Annotated in this window: 11 protein-coding genes; 9 read left to right on the top strand and 2 right to left on the bottom strand. The window is 71.5% G+C overall.

From position 1 onward, the window contains the following. Nucleotides 1-7 precede the first annotated feature (7 nt). From gatB to SMA5143A_RS22200, 6 genes are all read left to right on the top strand, one after another. Entirely contained in the window at nt 8-1,522 is a 1,515-nt protein-coding gene (gatB, locus tag SMA5143A_RS22225) for an Asp-tRNA(Asn)/Glu-tRNA(Gln) amidotransferase subunit GatB (protein WP_107464634.1), read from the top strand. 281 nt (nt 1,523-1,803) lie between these two features. Next, complete coding sequence (locus SMA5143A_RS22220; protein WP_107464633.1) at nt 1,804-4,104, top strand: MMPL family transporter; 2,301 nt, start codon at nt 1,804-1,806, stop codon at nt 4,102-4,104. Further along, on the top strand, nt 4,082-4,657 hold the full coding sequence (locus tag SMA5143A_RS22215; protein WP_107464632.1) for a GNAT family N-acetyltransferase: 576 nt from the start codon (nt 4,082-4,084) through the stop codon (nt 4,655-4,657). Before SMA5143A_RS22220 ends, SMA5143A_RS22215 begins: the two co-directional genes overlap by 23 nt. A 35-nt stretch (nt 4,658-4,692) precedes the next feature. Continuing rightward, nucleotides 4,693-5,286, top strand: coding sequence for a hypothetical protein (locus tag SMA5143A_RS22210; protein ID WP_107464631.1), 594 nt, complete (start codon nt 4,693-4,695; stop codon nt 5,284-5,286). A 218-nt stretch (nt 5,287-5,504) separates the two neighbouring features. Continuing rightward, the gene (locus SMA5143A_RS22205) at nt 5,505-5,723 is read left to right on the top strand and encodes a hypothetical protein (RefSeq protein WP_107464630.1); all 219 of its coding nucleotides are present in this window, start codon (nt 5,505-5,507) and stop codon (nt 5,721-5,723) included. Between the two features lie 77 nt (nt 5,724-5,800). After that, on the top strand, nt 5,801-8,887 hold the full coding sequence (locus SMA5143A_RS22200; protein WP_107464629.1) for a helix-turn-helix transcriptional regulator: 3,087 nt from the start codon (nt 5,801-5,803) through the stop codon (nt 8,885-8,887). 85 nt (nt 8,888-8,972) lie between these two features. On the opposite strand, the gene SMA5143A_RS22195 is transcribed toward SMA5143A_RS22200, so the two are convergent. Continuing rightward, nucleotides 8,973-10,139, bottom strand: coding sequence for a PQQ-dependent sugar dehydrogenase (locus tag SMA5143A_RS22195; RefSeq protein WP_107464628.1), 1,167 nt, complete (start codon nt 10,137-10,139; stop codon nt 8,973-8,975). Between the two features lie 116 nt (nt 10,140-10,255). After that, the gene (locus tag SMA5143A_RS22190; protein ID WP_107464627.1) at nt 10,256-11,254 is read right to left on the bottom strand and encodes an aldo/keto reductase; all 999 of its coding nucleotides are present in this window, start codon (nt 11,252-11,254) and stop codon (nt 10,256-10,258) included. A 76-nt stretch (nt 11,255-11,330) separates the two neighbouring features. Between SMA5143A_RS22190 and SMA5143A_RS22185 the strand changes: the two genes are divergently transcribed. From SMA5143A_RS22185 to SMA5143A_RS22170, 3 genes are all read left to right on the top strand, one after another. Then, nucleotides 11,331-12,332: a 2-hydroxyacid dehydrogenase gene (locus SMA5143A_RS22185; protein WP_107464626.1), complete on the top strand. Its 1,002-nt coding sequence runs from the start codon at nt 11,331-11,333 to the stop codon at nt 12,330-12,332. 392 nt (nt 12,333-12,724) lie between these two features. Further along, on the top strand, nt 12,725-15,757 hold the full coding sequence (locus tag SMA5143A_RS22180) for a putative bifunctional diguanylate cyclase/phosphodiesterase (RefSeq protein ID WP_181361966.1): 3,033 nt from the start codon (nt 12,725-12,727) through the stop codon (nt 15,755-15,757). A gap of 246 nt (nt 15,758-16,003) precedes the next feature. Beyond that, entirely contained in the window at nt 16,004-17,851 is a 1,848-nt protein-coding gene (locus tag SMA5143A_RS22170) for an acetolactate synthase large subunit (RefSeq protein WP_181361965.1), read from the top strand. The last annotated feature ends 13 nt before the right edge of the window (nt 17,852-17,864 follow it).

Below are 17,864 nucleotides of genomic sequence, written 5' to 3'. Positions count from 1 at the left end.
TTTCACCGTGACCACCACGACCGACCTGGTGTCGTACGAGGACGCACTGGCGTCGTACGACCCCGTCATGGGCCTCGAGGTCCATGTCGAACTCGGCACCAAGACGAAGATGTTCTGCGGCTGCTCGACCGAACTCGGTCAGGACGCCAACACGCAGACCTGCCCCGTCTGCCTCGGCCTGCCCGGCGCGCTCCCCGTCGTCAACGCGACCGGCGTGGAGTCCGCCATCAAGATCGGTCTCGCGCTGAACTGCGAGATCGCCGAGTGGTGCCGCTTCGCCCGGAAGAACTACTTCTATCCGGACATGCCGAAGAACTTCCAGACCTCCCAGTACGACGAGCCGATCGCCTTCAACGGCTACCTCGACGTGCAGCTGGAGGACGGCGAGGTCTTCCGCGTGGAGATCGAGCGCGCCCACATGGAGGAGGACACCGGCAAGTCGACCCACGTCGGCGGTGCCACCGGTCGCATCCACGGCGCCTCGCACTCGCTGCTCGACTACAACCGCGCGGGCATCCCGCTCATCGAGATCGTCACCAAGCCGATCGTCGGTGCCGGGGAGCGCGCGCCGGAGGTCGCCAAGGTGTACGTCCGTGAGCTGCGCGAGGTCATCAAGGCGCTCGGCGTCTCCGAGGCCCGTATGGAGATGGGACAGATGCGCTGCGACGTGAACCTGTCGCTGCGCCCGAACGGCACCGAGAAGTTCGGCACCCGTTCGGAGACGAAGAACGTCAACTCGCTGCGGTCCGTGGAGCGCGCGGCCCGCTTCGAGATCCAGCGGCACGCGGCCGTCCTGAGCAGTGGCGGGACGATCATCCAGGAGACCCGGCACTTCCACGAGGACACCGGGTCCACGACCTCGGGCCGCGTGAAGGAGGAGGCCGAGGACTACCGGTACTTCCCGGAGCCCGACCTGGTGCCGGTGGCGCCCTCGCGCGCGTGGGTCGAGGAGATCCGGTCCGCGCTGCCGGAGCTGCCGCTGGTCCGCCGCAACCGGCTCCGCGAGGAGTGGGCCGTCAGCGGCACCGACATGCAGGCGATCCTCAACGCGGGCGCGCTGGAGCCGATCGTCGCCACCATCGAGGCCGGGGCGGACGCCGCCTCCGCCCGCAAGTGGTGGATGGGCGAGCTGGCCCGCAGCGCCAACGAGTCGGGCAAGGCACTCGACGAGCTGGCGATCACGCCGGCGGAGGTCGCCCGGGTCACCGAGCTGGTCGCGAAGGGTGACCTGAACGACAAGCTCGCCCGCCAGGTCATCGAGGGTGTCCTCGCGGGCGAGGGCACCCCGGACGAGGTCGTCGACAAGCGCGGTCTGAAGGTCGTCTCCGACGAGGGCGCCCTGACCACCGCGGTCGAGGAGGCCATCGCCGGCAACCCGGCCATCGCGGACAAGATCCGCGGCGGCAAGGTGGCCGCGGCCGGTGCCCTGGTCGGCGCGGTCATGAAGGCCACGCGCGGCCAGGCCGACGCGGCCCGTGTCAAGGAGCTGATCCTCGAGAAGCTGGGCGTCAGCGAGGGCTGAGCGGCGTCAGCGAGGGCTGAGCGAGCGTGACACTGAGGGCGGTGCGTCAGGACGACGCACCGCCCTCAGTCGTGTCAACGGGCGTGACGCAGGGCGACAGAGTGCCGTCTTCTGTCCTGTGAGGTGCCTCGCATCTCATGTGAGGAGACCCTCAAAGGCACCAAACGATCAATTCAGGGTGCAACAGTTGCCAGGGATTGCTCATGCGTTCTTTGCGTGGTGTTCAGTGCGAAAAGGCTGTACATGGTCAAAGATCCCATATCCCCTCAGGAGCATGATCCGTGGCAGCCCTAGCACGCTGGTGCGTCCGGCACCGTCTTGTCGCCGTCCTTCTGTGGCTCCTCGCCTTCGCGGGCACGGCCGCCGGCGCGGTGGCGGCGGGTTCCGCGTACTCGAACGACTACAAGACCCCCGGAACCGAGTCCAGCCGTGCCACCGAGCTGCTGAGCGAGGGCTTCCCCAGCCTGAGCGGTGACAACGCCACCGTCGTCTGGCACACCGACCACGGCACCGTACGGTCCGCCGCCGTCGAACAGACGATGACCCGGACCCTCGACGAGATCGCCGGCCTGCCGCATGTCGCCGCCGTGACCGGCCCGTACGACGGGGCCGGCGCCGGCCGGATCAGCCAGGACGGGCACACGGCGTACGCGAGCGTGACCTTCGACAAGCCGGCCGGTGACGTGGGCAAGGCGCAGGCCGAGGCCGTCGTGGACACCGCGAAGGCCGCCGAGTCGCACGGGCTCCAGGTGGAGCTGGGCGGTGAGGCGATCGGGCTCACCGAGGCCTCCGGGGGCCACCTCGCGGAGATCGTCGGCGTGCTGGTCGCCGCCGTGGTGCTCTTCCTCGCCTTCGGCTCGCTCGCCGCCAGCGTTCTGCCGATCGCGACGGCCCTGGTCAGCGTCGGCACCGCCTACGCGGGCATCACCCTGCTCGGCCACGTCATGACCGTCGCCGACTTCGCGCCCATGCTGGGCACCCTCATCGGCCTCGGCGTCGGCATCGACTACGCGCTGTTCATCGTGACCCGGCACCGACGCGGGCTGAAACGCGGACTGCCCGTCGAGGAGGCCGCGCGGAACGCGGTCGCCACCACCGGGCGGGCCGTGGTGTTCGCGGGTGCCACCGTGTGCATAGCCCTCCTGGGCATGCTGATCCTGCGGCTCGGCTTCCTCAACGGCGTCGCGATCGCCGCCTCCCTCACCGTGGTCCTCACCGTCGCCGCCTCCGTGACGCTGCTGCCGGCGCTGCTGTCCTTCATCGGCACGCGGGCGCTCAGCCGCCGTGAACGCCGCCGACTGGCGGAGCACGGGCCCGAGCCCGAGCTGCCCACGGGCTTCGCCGCCCGCTGGTCCGCGTTCGTCGAACGGCACCCCAAGAAGCTCGGCGCGATCGCCCTCGTCGTCATGACCCTGCTGGCCCTGCCCACCCTGGGCCTGCGCCTGGGCACCTCCGACCAGGGCAACGGCCCGAAGGCGACCACCACCCGCGCGGCGTACGACCTTCTCGCCGACAGCTTCGGCCCCGGTGTGAACGGCCCCCTCACCCTGGTCACCAAGGTCGACGGTGCCGCCGACAAGCTCGCCCTCGACAACCTCGACACCACCCTTCGCACCACCGAGGGCGTCTTGTCGGTCACCCCGGTCACCTTCAACACCGGCGGCGACACCGCGTATCTCACCGTCGTCCCCGACTCCTCCCCGCAGTCCGAGAGGACCAGCGATCTGGTCGAACGGCTGCGCGACGAGGTGCTGCCGCGGGCCGAGAGCGGCACCTCGCTCGATCTGCACGTCGGCGGGGTGACCGCGGGTTACGACGACTTCGCCGACGTCATCGTCGGCAAGCTCCCGCTGTTCGTCGGTGCCGTGATCGGCCTCGGCTGTCTGCTGCTCCTGCTCGCCTTCCGGTCGATCGGCATCCCGCTGAAGGCCGCCGCCATGAACGTGGCCGCCGTCGCCGCCGCGTTCGGCGTGGTCGTCACGATCTTCCAGTGGGGCTGGGGGAGCGAACTGCTCGGCCTCGGCCGGGCGGGCCCCATCGAGCCCTTCCTCCCGGTGATCATGGTCTCGGTCCTCTTCGGGCTCTCCATGGACTACCAGGTCTTCCTGGTCAGCCGGATGTACGAGGAGTGGCTGGAGACCGGCGACAACCGGCGCGCGGTCCGTGTCGGCCTCGCCGAGACCAGCCGGGTGATCAACTCCGCGGCGGTCATCATGATCTCCGTCTTCCTCGCCTTCGTGCTCAGCGGCGACCGGGTGATCGCCATGTTCGGCATCGCCCTCGCCGCCGCCGTCGCCCTCGACGCGTTCGTCCTCCGCACGCTCCTCGTCCCCGCCCTGATGCACCTGCTCGGCGGCGCCAACTGGTGGCTGCCCCGCTGGCTCGACCGCCGCATGCCCCGCATCAGCATCGAGCCGCCCGAGTCCCGCGCCGCCCATGAGAGGCTGGCCGCCGCGACGGACGCCGAGGCGGCGGACGTACTGGCGGGGGACGCCGGAGAGGTACCGGGGCCACGGGCCGCCGACGCGACGGACGTACGGGTGAAGGAGCGACCGCAGGATGTACGCGATATCCCTGGGTGACGACGGGGCCGAACTGCGCCCGCTGGACCCCTGGCGCGCCGAGGAGTTCCTCGCGCACCTGGAGCGGGGGCGGGAGTTCATCAACCAGTACGTCCCCTTCGGCTCGGCCGCCACGGACGTACCCTCCGCGCGTGCCGTCCTCCAGCGGTACGCCGACATGCGCGCCGCCGACACGGGCTCCCTGCACGGCATCTGGCTCGACGGGAAGCTCGTCGGCGGGGTCCTCTTCCTCAACTTCGACGCCGACGACGCCAACTGCGAGGTCGGCTGCTGGCTCGAACCCGCCGGCACGGGGCGCGGGCTCGTCACCCGCGCCATGCACGTCCTCATCGACTGGGCGGTCGACGTCCGCGGCATCCACCGGGTGGAGTGGATCGCCGCCTCCGGGAACGAACCCAGCCTGAACGTGGCCCGGCGGCTCGGGATGTCGCGGGACGGCGTGCAGCGCGAGCGCTATCCCCACCGAGGGGTCCGGCACGACCTGGAGATATGGTCCGTCCTGGCGCCCGAGTGGCGTACGGCACGCGCGCGTGGCGTTCACAGGGATCGTTAAGAGACCTCTCAGACAACATTCGTACGGTGCGAGGTATGGGAACCAGGACAGTGGACGAGGCCGGAGCCGGGACGGGCACCGAGACGAAGACCGACGAGAAGCCGGTGGACGTGACCAAGCAGGACCCCGCGGCGGCGGGCGAGGCCGAGGAGCGGGACGCCGACCTCGACGAGACCGGCGAGGCCGGTGACTCCGGTGCGGCCGACGAGGAGCTTCCGCCGGTCGCCGCCAAGGCGCAACCGGGCGTCGGACAGGGCGCCGCGGGCATCGTCGCCGTGGTGCTCGGCCTCGTCTCGCTGACCGGCAGCTGGGTCGGCACCGTGGCCCAGGCCCGCAACCAGATGTTCGGGCAGCTGGAGACCGCGCAGAACGCCGACGTCGGCACGATGCTCCAGCAGTACTACGGCGATTCGTGGAACGCCAACGCGCTCGTGTCCGGGATCTTCGCCCTGATCGCGATGCTCGTCGGCGTCGCCGTCCTGGTCCGGCCCGCGTTCGGCGACCCCGACCAGGTGCAGGCGCCGTGGATCAAGTCGGCCGCGTGGGCCGGTGTCTCGGTCGGCTTCATCGGACTGGTCCTCGCCGCCCTGAAGTACTCCGACATCCTGCTGGGCCTGCCGAACACCTGACGTACCCGCCCGAAGAGGGCGGCCACGGAGGGGCCTTAGGGCCCGTCGTAGGGATCCTTACGACGGACCTGAGGCCCCTCACCCGTTCAGGGCGCCGGATCTAAGGCCCCCGGACCGGCGAAGATGCGGAACTCTCCCGATGTGGCGGACCCGCCTCGGAGACGAAGGTTGAGGCATCGCGACAAGCGAACCCGACCGACTCTCATGAGGGGCACGACATGTTCGAGTACGAGCAGCGGATCCGCACCGAGGAACTGATCCGCGACGCGGAGAGCTACCGCAGGGCGCGCGACGCCCGCCGCGCCGGCCGCGAGGCCGCACACGACGCCCGGACCACGCGGAGGTCCACGCCCCGCCCGGGCACCGAGGAACCGGACATCGAGGACCACGGCACGCGCCGGCGCACACGCCGGTTCCGGCTGCCGCGCACCGCGTGAGCCCCGGACCCGGGACGCCCGGAACCGAACCCCGCGAGGTGCGGATATTCGGTGCCGGAGCGCCGGACACGCGTGCGATGCTCGGCGGTGTGGAGACCAGGTCCGTCAGTCCGGTGTTCGTCGGCCGCGCCGAGGAGTTGGAGGTGCTGCGCGACGCCCTCGCCCGCGCCGCCGACGGTGCCTCACGCACACCCGGGGGCGGGGGTGGGGGAGCGGGCGAACCGCAGGCACTGCTGCTGTGCGGCGAGGCCGGCGTCGGCAAGACCCGGCTGGTCGAGGAGTTCGCCGCCGAGGCCGCGCGCGGGGGCGCGGTCGTCGCACTCGGAGGATGCGTCGAGATCGGCGCCGACGGACTGCCCTACGCGCCCTTCTCCACCGCCCTGCGCGCCCTGCACCGCAGGCTCCCCGCCGAACTGATCGCCGCGGCCGCCGGCCAGGAACCCGAACTGGCCCGCCTGCTGCCCGAACTGGGTGAGACACCCCCCACCCGGCACGACGAGGAGGGCACCGCCCGCCTCTTCGAACTCACCGCCCGCCTCCTGGAACGCCTCACCGCCGACCGCACCGTCGTCCTCGTCCTGGAGGACCTGCACTGGGCCGACGCCTCCACCCGCCACCTCCTCGCCTACCTGCTGCGCACCCTGCGCACCGGCCGCCTCGTCGTCCTCGCCACCTACCGCTCCGACGACATCCACCGCCGCCACCCGCTGCGCCCCCTCCTCGCCGAACTCGACCGCCTCCGCACGGTCCGCCGCATCGAACTGCGCCGCTTCAACCGCGCCGAGGTCGGGCACCAGCTCACCGGCATCCTCGCCGCCGAGCCCGACCCGGCCCAGGCCGACGAGATCTTCGAACGCTCCGACGGCAACGCCTTCTTCGTCGAGGAACTCGCCGTGGCCGCGCACGACGGAGGCTGCGCCTCCCTCACCGACTCCTTGCGGGACCTGCTCCTCGTCCGCGTCGAACGGCTCCCCGAGGACGCCCAGCGGGTCGCCCGCCTCGTCGCCGAGGGCGGCTCCACCGTGGAGTACGCCCTGCTCGCGGCCGTCGCCGGGCTCCCCGAGGACGACCTCATCGAAGCCCTGCGCGCAGCCGTCGGCGCCAACATCCTGCTGGCCGCGCCCGGCGGCGACGGCTACCGCTTCCGCCACTCCCTCGTCCGCGAGGCCGTCAGCGACGACCTCCTCCCCGGCGAACGCTCCCGCCTCAACCGCCGCTTCGCCGAAGCCCTGGAGGCAGAGCCGACGCTCGTCCCCGCCGACGGGCGCGCCACCCGTCTGGCCAGCTACTGGTACCACGCCCATGACGCCGCCAAGGCCCTGCCCGCCGTCCTCGACGCCGCCGTCGAGGCCCGCTCCCGTCACGCCCACTCCGAGCAACTACGGCTCCTGGAGCGGGCGATGGAGCTGTGGGACGCCGCCCCCGACACCGTGCGCTCCGCGCTGCGCCCCATCGACTACACCGAGGTCTACCCTCCCTGCGGCTGCGACCCCGCCACCACCCCCCTGCGCTATCTCGACCTCATGGCCGAGGCGGCCGTCGCCGGGCGGCTCTGCGGCGAGCGGGAACGGGCCATGCGGATCACCCGGCGGGCCCTGGACCTGCTGGCGGACAGGGGAGCCCCGGCGCGCACCGCCTGGTTCTGGGTGCAGCGCTCCCTGCTGACCGAGGGCCTGTCCCGGGGCGACGGCTGGAAGGAACTCGCCACCGCCCAGGACCTCATGCGCGGTCTGCCCCCGTCGGAGATGCACGCCGAGGTGCTCTCCCGCGTGGCCGGCTGGGCCATGCTCCACGCCCCCGGCCCCGACGCCCTCTCCGACGCCCAGCGCGCCGTCGAGTACGCCCGCATGGTGGGCGCCGAGGACATCGAACTCAACGCCCGCCTCACCCTCGGCGGCCTGATGGTCGACGCCGGCGACATCGACGCGGGCATCGCCGAGATGGAAGCGGTACGCCGCCGGGTCCTCGAACGCGGTCCCGCCGCCGTCGTGGGCCGCAGCCACGTCAACCTGCCCGCCGGCCTGGAGAGCGTCGGCCGCTCCCGCGACGCCGTCCGCATCCTGCGCGAGGGACTCGACCTCACCCGGCGGATGGGCCTGTCGGACTCCGAGGCGTGGGTGTGGGGCAACCTCGCCGAGTCGCTCCTCTCCCTCGGCCAGTGGGACGAGGCAGTCGACGCCGCGAACAAGGCACGGGACATCGGCCCGAGCGCCAAACGACTCGGCGGCAGCGCCCTCTCCGTCGCCGCCATCGCCCTCGCCCGCGGCGACATCGCCGAGGCACGACGCCAGCACTCCGCCGCGTACGGCCACTTCGGCACCCACAACCCCATGCCGCAGAACGACCTGCCGCTCTCCCTCCTCGCCATCGGTATCGCCGCCGCCGAGGGCCGCCTCCCCGACGCCCGCGCCGAACTCGCCCGCGTCCTCGGCACCGGCTTCCCGGTCGGTACCCAGCGCTACGCCTGGCCCCTGCTGCTCACCGCCACCGTCGCCGAGGCCGACGCCCGGGGGCTGCCCACCGCCGACCAGGGCCGCCCCGAGGTCCTCGACCGGATCCTCGGGGCGGTCAAGAAACTCACCACCGGAGCACCGGTCTGGCTCGCCCACGAACTCTGGGTGCGCGCCGAACTCCGCCGCGCCGAGGGCCTGATGACCCCCGACGCCTGGTCCGAGGTCGTCACCGCCTTCGAGCCCCTCGAACGCCCCTACGACCTCGCCCGTGTCCGGCACCGGCTCGCCGAGGCCCTGCTGGCCGACGGGGCCGACGACGAGGCCCGGCACCGGGCGACGGAGCTGCTGCGGTTGTCCGCCGCCGTCGCCGACCATCTCGGCGCCCGCCCGCTCGCCGAGAGCGTCGCCCTCCTCGCCCGGCGTGCCCGCCTGCCCCTCGGCCATACCGCCGGGCCCGCGCTCGCACCGGCCGACCCCGTCGCCGCCCTCGGCCTCACCGGACGTGAGCACGACGTCCTGCGCCTGGTCGCCGCGGGCCGCACCAACCGCCAGATCGCCGAGGAACTCTTCATCTCCCCGAAGACGGCCAGCGTCCATGTCTCCAACATCCTCGCCAAGCTGAGCGTCACAGGCCGCGGCGAGGCAGCGGCCCTGGCCCATCGGCTGGGGCTGTTCCCGGAAGGGGTTGGGGCGGGGCCGGCGCCGAGATGACCGGGTACGGGGCGAGTCCGGGCCGGAGGGTTCGGGTGCGGGGCAGGGCCTGGGCGGGGGCGACCGAGGGAGGGGCAGGGGCCGGCTACTTCACCCGCAGCTCCAGGATCTTGTCGTCGCCCTTCTCCGGGGAGCCCCTGCCGTCCGTCTCGCTGGTGGTCAGCCAGAGCTTGTCGCCGCCGGCGGAGACGACCGTGCGCAGGCGGCCGTACTCGCCCTCCAGGAAGGGCTGGGGGTCGGCCGAGACCTTGGTGCCCCGCAGGGGGATGCGCCACAGACGCTGGCCCTTCAGGCCCGCCATCCACACGGAGCCCTCCGCTATCGCGATGCCGCTGGGGGAGGCGTCGTCCACGCTCCACACGGCCACCGGATCGACATAGCCGGGCTTGCCCTCCTTGCCCTCCACCTCCGGCCAGCCGTAGTTCCCGCCCGGCCGGATCTGGTTCAGCTCGTCCCAGGTGTTCTGGCCGAATTCCGATGCCCACAGGCGCTGCTTGCTGTCCCAGGCGAGGCCCTGGACGTTGCGGTGGCCGTAGGAATACACCAGGGAGTTCTCGAAGGGGTTGCCCGGGGCGGGCTCGCCCTCCGGGGTCATCCGGAGGATCTTGCCGCCGAGGGACTTCTTGTCCTGGGCCAAGGGGCCCTCGTAGCGCTCGCCGGTGCTGGCGTACAGCATCTGGTCGGGGCCGAAGGCGATACGGCCGCCGTTGTGATTGGTGCCCTTGGGGATGCCGCGGAGGATCGTGTCGGGGGCGCCGAGCTGCTCGCCCTCGGGCTTCTGGGGGTCGTACAGCATGCGGACGACGCGGTTGTCGGACTCCGAGGTGAAGTAGGCGTAGATCATGTGGTCCGAGGCGTAGTCGGGGGAGACGGCGAGGCCGAGGAGGCCGCCCTCGCCGGCCGCGGCCACGCCGGGGACCTCGCCGAGTTGCGTCTTCTTGCCGGACTCGGTGTCGATTCTGGTGATCGTGCCCTGGTCGCGGGAGGACACGAGGAGGCCGCCCTCGGGGAGGGGGGCCAGGCCCCAGGGGGTGTCCAGGTCCTCGGCGACGGTGCGGACCACTTCGACCGAGCCCTTGGCGGGGGGTGCGGGTTCTTTCGGGGCCCCCTTGGAGGGGGAGGTGGAGGGGGCGGAGGTGGTGGGGGAGCTGGTGGGGGTGGTCGGCTTCGTTCCGTCGTCGGAGGAACAGCCGGCCGTCAGCAGGAGCGCGGATACGGCCAAGGTGGCCGTCACCGCTCGACGTTGCACCATCACGATCCCTTCGACGCGGAGCTTCTACTTTTCTTACACCGCGAGTGCGCCGCGGGTTCCACCTCCGGCCGATCAAGACGTTTTTTCCGCTGCCGGGCCCGTTTTTCTCGCTCCCGTCAGTCCCAGGAGCCCTGAGCCGGGGGGAGTGCGGCGATCTCCGCCAGGTCCTTCGGGGTCAGGGTCAGGGTGGTGGACGTCGCGTTCTCCGTGGCCCAGTGTTCGTGTTTCGTGCCGGGTATCGGGACCAGGTGGGGGCCCAGGGTCAGGAGCCAGGCCAGGGCCACCTGGGCCGCGGTGGTGCCCTCTGCGTGGCGGGCCGCTACGCGGCGCAGGCCGGCGACTATCGGCTGGTTCGCGGCCATCATCTCGGCGGTGAAGCGGGGGTGCCGGGCGCGGACGTCGTCGGGTTCGAAGCCCTGGCCCGGGGTGAGCGTGCCGCTGAGGAAGCCGTTGCCCAGGGGCATCGCGGCGTGGAAGCCGATGCCGCGTGCCGCGCACCAGGGGAGGAGATCGGCCAGGGCCTCCCGCGACCAGACCGACAGCTCGGCCTGCACCGCGCTCACCGGGAACACCTGCTGGATGCGCCGCAGCCGGCGGATCGTCGCGTCGTGCATGCCCGCCCCCGGTCGGCGGCCCGCCCGCGCGCCCACCGCGCACAGCCCCAACGACCGTACCTTTCCGGCCTGGACGAGCTCCGCCATCGCGCCCCACGTCTCCTCGACGGGTACCTCGGGATCCTCGCGGTGCAACTGGTAGAGGTCGATCACATCGGTCTGGAGCCGCCGCAGCGAGGCGTCGCAGGCCCGCTTCACATAGCCGGGGCGGCCGTTGGCGACGATGTGCTGCTCGCCCACCAGCAGGCCCACCTTCGTGGAGACGAACGCCTCCGCGCGGCGCTCCCTCAGCACCCGCCCCACCAGCAGCTCATTGGTGAACGGGCCGTACATGTCGGCCGTGTCCAGCAGCGTCGTGCCGAGGTCGAGCGCCCGGTGCACCGTCCGCGTCGACTCGTCGCCCCGCCGTCGTGACCCGGTGTACGCCCAGCTCATCGGCATGCATCCGAGTCCGACGGCCCCCACCTCGAGCGTCGCCGCGCCGATCGTCCTGCGCTCCACCTGGTCGTGACCCTCCCTCTCCTGGCCCCCCAACCTAACCTCTGCCGTACCGGGCGCCTGACATAGCCTCCGGAGCATGACTGCTGACCTCACCGCTGCCAGGACCGCCGACGTGACCGGCGACGTATGGCTCCCCATCCCCCCGGACGAGATCGAGGGCCTGCCGCAGGGGCCCGACTATCTGTTCTACGACGGGGGTGAGGACGGCACCCAGGAGTACCCGGGCGACCCGGCCGACTGCGTCCTGTACGTCGTGCCGTACATGAAGCGGCTGTCGGTGCGCGTCGGACCGCTGGAGCACATGCGGAACGTGAAGGTCGTCCAGACGCTGACCGCGGGCGTCGACGACGTCCTGGCACGGCTGTCCGTGGTCGCTCCCGGCGTCCAGCTGTGCAACGCGCGCGGTGTGCACGAGGCCAGCACGGCCGAACTCGCGCTGACCCTCGTCCTCGCCTCCCTGCGGGGTGTGCCGGACTTCGTGCGGGCCCAGCAACAGGGGCTCTGGGAGGGCGGGTTCCGGCCCGCGCTCGCCGACAGGAACGTCCTGATCGTCGGCTACGGCGCGATCGGCGCCGCCATCGAGGACCGGCTCACGCCCTTCGAGGTGGCGCGGGTGGCGCGCGTCGCGCGCTCCGAGCGCACCACGGCGCGCGGACCGGTGCACCCGCTCACCGACCTGCCCGCCCTGCTGCCCGAGGCGGATGTCGTGATCCTCTCGACGCCGCTCACCGAACAGACGAAGGGACTGGTCAACGCCGATTTCCTGGCCCGGATGAAGGACGGCGCCCTGCTGGTGAACGTGGCCCGCGGAGCCGTCGTCGACACCAAGGCACTTCTCGCGGAACTGGAGAACGGACGCATCACCGCGGCCCTCGACGTCACCGACCCCGAGCCGCTGCCGCCCGCCCACCCCCTGTGGCAGGCGCCCGGCGTCCTGATCAGCCCGCACGTCGGCGGACCCAGCTCGGCCTTCCTGCCGCGTGCGAAAAGGCTGTTGGTGGACCAGTTGGCACGGTTCGTGAACCACGAGCCGTTGCGCAACGTGGTCCTTACGACAGGCGCGACGGCAGACGCGTAATCCACTTCGGGCACCCTCCGCATTCCTTCGAAAGCGGTACGTGCTCGTATTGCCGCAGGTGGTCACGGAGAGTAGAGCAACTATGTCCCTGAGTGACGAGACTGGTGTATCGTCCCCGACAGGGGCTGCGCCGCACACCGTTCGGCGCCGGGGACGGACTTGAGACAGCGAGGGGGGCGACGGGCGATGCACGGCCTATGGACGAACGATCCGACGCGACGGACCCGCCTACGGCGGCCCTGGCGAGCTGTGACGTCGAGGCACCCGCGAGGGAGCCACGACGACCACGGCTGTCACGGCCGTTGCCACGAGAACGACAGCCGCAGAAAGCACACCCATCCCACGCCCCGCGACCGGCGGGACCCGGGAGCGGTGATCACCGGGGAGCTCCAGTGAGCCCCCGCCCGTCCACCGTCTCCACGCTGAACCCCACGCTCCGCTCGACCAAGTCGCTGTCCGGCTCCCTCCTGCCCGGAGAGCCGGCCTCCGACCGCGGTGGAGCGACCCTGCGGGCTCAGCTCGTGCTCGCCCTGCTGTGCGCGGGCTACGCCCTCGGCGCCGCGCTCGGCTGGGGCGATGAACAAGTCGCCCTCGTCATGGGTGACTTCGGGCTGGCCGCCGCCGCCGCGGCCGCCGCCGTCTCCTGCTTCCGCTACGCGCGCGGCCGCCGCGGCGGCCTCCGCCCGGCCTGGCTGCTGTTCTCCCTCTCCTCCGCCATGGCGGCACTGGGCAACGGCGTCTGGGGGTGGTACGAGGTCGTCCTGGAGCGGCCCGTCCCGAACCCGAGCTACGCCGACCTGTTCTTCCTCTGCTTCGCGCCGCCCGCCATCGTCGGGCTGCTCGTGCTGGCGAAGCGGCCTGTCACCAAGGCCGGCTGGATCTGCCTGGCGCTGGACGCCTGGCTCATCGGCGGCTCCCTGGTCACCCTCTCCTGGAGCCTCGCCCTCGCCCAGACCGCCCAGCTCGGCAGTTCGACCACGGCGCACACCGCGCTCTCGCTGGCCTACCCTCTCCTCGACATCGCACTGGTCAGCATGGTGCTCGCCCTCCACTTCCGCCGCACCTCGATGCACCGCTCCGCGGTGAACACCGCGATCGGCGCGCTCGCGCTCACAGTGGTGTGCGACGCCCTGTTCACCTCGCCGCTGCTGCACAACAGCTACCGCTCGGGTCAGCTCCTCGACGCCGGCTGGTTCGCGGGCTCCCTGCTCCTCGCCTACGCCCCCTGGGCCGGGCAGCGGCACGGGCAGCCCGAGGACGGCACCCACACGCGCGTGGTGCACGAACACATCCCGGGCCAGCGGCACGACGCCCAGCAACGGTACGACGGCCCCCGGGCCGCCCAGATCCACGCGCTCCTCCAGGGCGCGGGTCACAGTCGGTATCCGGCCACCCGCCCCATCGCGGGATCCCTGGCCGCGCTCACCCCGTACCTGGCCGCGGCGGTCTGCACCCTCGGCATCCTCTACAACGTCCTCAACGGCCGCAGCGTCGACCGCGTGGTGCTGATCACCGCCTGCACCGTCGTCCTCGCCCTCGTGGTCCGCCAGGGCATCATGCTGCTCGACAACATCACGCTCACCCAGGAACTGGCCCAGAAGGAGAACCACTTCCGCTCCCTGGTCCAGGGCTCCAGCGACGTGATCATGATCGCCGCGCCCAGCGGCATCCTCCGCTACGTCAGCCCGGCCGCCGCCGGGGTCTACGGACGCCCCGCGGAGGAACTCGTCGGCAAGGAGCTGGCCTCGATCATCCACCCCGAGGACCTCGGCTGCGTGGTGCACGAGGTGCGCCGCTTCCTCGCCGCGAGCCCGGCCGAGGAGCCCACCACCCGGATCGAGTGCCGCTTCAAGTCCGGCGACGGCGGCTGGCTGAACGTGGAGTCCACGGTCAACCGTCACCACGGCGGCCTCATCTTCAACAGCCGGGACGTGACCGAAAGGGTGCGCCTCCAGGCGCAGCTGCAACACAACGCCGAGCACGACCCACTGACCGACCTGCCCAACCGCGCGCTGTTCACCAAGCGCGTCCAGCAGGCGCTGTCCGGCCGCCGCTCCACCGACCGGGGCCCCGCCCTGCGCAACACGGCGGTCCTCTTCATCGACCTCGACGGCTTCAAGGCCGTCAACGACACGATCGGGCACCAGGCCGGCGACGAACTCCTCGTCCAGGCCGCCCGCAGGCTCCAGGAAGCGGTCCGCCACGGGGACACCGCCTCCCGTCTGGGCGGCGACGAGTTCGCGGCCCTCATCGTGGGCGACGGCTCCCGTGACCGGGCCGCGCGGGAACAGCACATCTTCGAGCTGGCCGACCGACTGCGGCTCACCCTGTCCCAGCCCTACTCCATCGACGGCAACGATGTCCGGGTGGCCGCCTCCATTGGTGTCGCCTTCGCCGAGCCCGGCCTCGGCGCGGGCGACCTCCTGCGCAACGCCGACCTCGCCATGTACCGCGCCAAGGCGTCCGGCAAGGGCCGCGTCGAGCTGTACCAGCCGCAGATGCAGCAGGACGTGGTCCGCAAGGCCGAGCTGGCCACCCGGCTGCGGGCCGCGCTGCACGACGGCGAGTTCATGCTGCTGAACCAGCCCGTGGTGGAGCTGGACACCGGCCGCATCGCCTCGGTGGCGACCGCGGCCCGCTGGCGCTCGTCCCAGGGAGTGCTGTTCACCCCGGCCGAATTCCTCAGGGTCTCCGAGGACAGCGACAAGACCGCCGAGCTGGGCCGATGGATGCTGGAGCAGGCCGTCGAGCAGGCCGCCGACCGTCTCAACAATGGCCTGAACGTACCGGTCTCCGTCCGTATGGGTGCCCGGCGGCTGATGGACCGCTCCCTGCCCCCCGGCTCCCTCGAGACACTGCTGACCCGCCATGGGCTGCCCTCCGGCTCGCTGGTGATCGAGCTGTCCGACACCGACCAGCTGAAGGGTTCCCTGGACGACCTGGAACGCCGGCTGAAGCAGCTGCGGCGGCTCGGCGTCCGGATCGCCCTGGACGGCTTCGGCAGCGGCCCCGGCGCCATCACGGCACTGCTCCGCCTCCCCGTCGACCTATTGAAGCTGGACCGCGGTCTCGTCGAAGGGGTCGTGGAGTCCCCCCGGCTCCACACGATCACCGGCGGACTGCTGCGTATCGCGGGCGATCTGGGTCTCCAGACCGTGGCCGAGGGAGTCGATCTGCCCGAGCAGGTCGTCGCCCTGCGCACGATGGGCTGTACACACGGCCAGGGTGCCGCTTTCTCCGGACCGCTGGACGAATACCGGCTGCGCCGGGCACTGTCCTTGGGCCACTACCCCGTGCCCTCCGGACCGGCCGAGCCCGCGTTCGCGGGCGGCGGGGCAGGGGTGTACACAAGTGGTGTCCCCGCTGTTTACGGAGGCGGCAGTGCCCTTCGCTCACATAATGAGACTCCTGTCCCACCCACTTGACACACGGTGCGCGCCGGGGGGAGGGTCAGTTCCATGCGCACCCGAATTCTCGTACTTGGAAAGCGCGTCGGCTGAAGCTGGGACCGACCGGAGGATGATCCGGAATCCCCAGCGACCGTACCCGGCGCGCTCCCCTCGCTTGCCTCATGGCAAGGAGGGGTTTTTTGTTGCACGGGCACCAGTCAGCGCAAGCCGCACACCGCACGAACTTCGCAAAAAACCCTCAGCATCGAGAAGAGAATGCCGATGACCGAGCAGGCCTCCGGGGCCCACCATCCGCAGCCGCGGCCCCGATCCGGAGGACAGTCCGCCCCCGTCGAACACGTCACGGGCGCGCAGTCCCTCATCCGCTCTCTCGAGGAGGTCGGGGCCGACACGGTGTTCGGCATTCCCGGCGGCGCGATCCTCCCGGCGTACGACCCGCTGATGGACTCCACCCGGGTGCGGCACGTGCTGGTGCGCCACGAGCAGGGCGCCGGTCACGCCGCGACCGGCTACGCGCAGGCCACCGGCAGGGTCGGTGTCTGCATGGCCACCTCGGGCCCCGGCGCCACCAACCTGGTGACCCCGATCGCCGACGCCCACATGGACTCGGTGCCGATGGTCGCGATCACCGGCCAGGTCGCGTCCAAGGCGATCGGCACGGACGCCTTCCAGGAGGCGGACATCGTCGGCATCACCATGCCGATCACCAAGCACAACTTCCTCGTCACCAAGGCGGAGGACATCCCGCGCACCATCGCGCAGGCCTTCCACATCGCCTCCACCGGCCGCCCCGGCCCGGTCCTGGTCGACATCGCCAAGGACGCCCTCCAGGCGCGTACGACCTTCAGCTGGCCGCCCGCCACCGACCTGCCCGGCTACCGCCCGGTGACCAAGCCGCACGCCAAGCAGATCCGTGAGGCCGCCAAGCTGATCACCGCCGCGAAGCGGCCGGTCCTGTACGTCGGCGGCGGTGTCATCAAGGCCGGCGCGACCGCCGAGCTGAAGGTGCTCGCCGAGCTGACCGGCGCGCCCGTCACCACCACGCTGATGGCGCTCGGGTCGTTCCCCGACAGCCACCCGCAGCACCTGGGCATGCCCGGCATGCACGGCTCCGTGGCCGCCGTCACCGGACTGCAGAAGGCCGACCTGATCATCGCCCTCGGTGCCCGCTTCGACGACCGCGTCACTGGCAAGCTGGACAGCTTCGCCCCGTACGCCAAGATCGTCCACGCGGACATCGACCCGGCCGAGATCGGCAAGAACCGCGCCGCCGACGTGCCGATCGTCGGTGACGCCCGCGAGGTCATCGCCGACCTGATCCAGGCCGTCCAGAAGGAGCACAGCGAGGGCAACCAGGGCGACTACAGCGCCTGGTGGAAGGACCTGAGCCGCTGGCGCGAGACCTACCCGCTGGGCTACGACCAGCCCGCCGACGGCTCGCTCTCCCCGCAGCAGGTCATCGAGCGCATCGGCCGGCTCGCCCCCGAGGGCACGATCTTCGCGGCGGGCGTCGGCCAGCACCAGATGTGGGCCGCCCACTTCATCCAGTACGAGAAGCCCGCCACCTGGCTGAACTCCGGCGGCGCCGGGACGATGGGCTACGCGGTCCCGGCGGCCATGGGCGCCAAGGCCGGCGCCCCCGACAAGACCGTCTGGGCGATCGACGGCGACGGCTGCTTCCAGATGACCAACCAGGAGCTCACCACCTGCGCCCTGAACGGCATCCCGATCAAGGTCGCGGTCATCAACAACGGCGCCCTCGGCATGGTCCGCCAGTGGCAGACGCTGTTCTACAACCAGCGCTACTCGAACACGGTGCTCCACTCCGGCCCGGACGACGTCAACCCGAAGGCCCGCGGCACCCGCGTCCCCGACTTCGTGAAGCTGTCGGAGGCCATGGGCTGCTACGCCATCCGCTGCGAGTCCCCGGACGACCTCGACAAGGTCATCGAGGAGGCGAACTCGATCAACGACCGCCCGGTCGTCATCGACTTCATCGTCCACGAGGACGCGATGGTGTGGCCGATGGTCGCCGCCGGCACCTCCAACGACGAGATCATGGCCGCCCGGGACGTCCGCCCCGACTTCGGCGACAACGAAGACGACTGAGAGCCGTAGGTAA

It is taken from the genome of Streptomyces sp. MA5143a (assembly GCF_900290235.1).
In the GTDB taxonomy this organism is placed as follows: domain Bacteria; phylum Actinomycetota; class Actinomycetes; order Streptomycetales; family Streptomycetaceae; genus Streptomyces.
Note: the sequence above shows the minus strand (reverse complement) of the source record. Positions and strands in the feature narration are given on the sequence as shown.

Coding starts and splice junctions, on each gene's coding strand:
- SMA5143A_RS22200 (WP_107464629.1), top strand. CDS start 5,801: ATGCTCGGCGGTGTGGAGACCAGGTCCGTCAGTCCGGTGTTCGTCGGC.
- SMA5143A_RS22205 (WP_107464630.1), top strand. CDS start 5,505: ATGTTCGAGTACGAGCAGCGGATCCGCACCGAGGAACTGATCCGCGAC.
- SMA5143A_RS22185 (WP_107464626.1), top strand. CDS start 11,331: ATGACTGCTGACCTCACCGCTGCCAGGACCGCCGACGTGACCGGCGAC.
- SMA5143A_RS22195 (WP_107464628.1), bottom strand. CDS start 10,139: ATGGTGCAACGTCGAGCGGTGACGGCCACCTTGGCCGTATCCGCGCTC.
- SMA5143A_RS22215 (WP_107464632.1), top strand. CDS start 4,082: ATGTACGCGATATCCCTGGGTGACGACGGGGCCGAACTGCGCCCGCTG.
- SMA5143A_RS22170 (WP_181361965.1), top strand. CDS start 16,004: ATGACCGAGCAGGCCTCCGGGGCCCACCATCCGCAGCCGCGGCCCCGA.
- SMA5143A_RS22210 (WP_107464631.1), top strand. CDS start 4,693: ATGGGAACCAGGACAGTGGACGAGGCCGGAGCCGGGACGGGCACCGAG.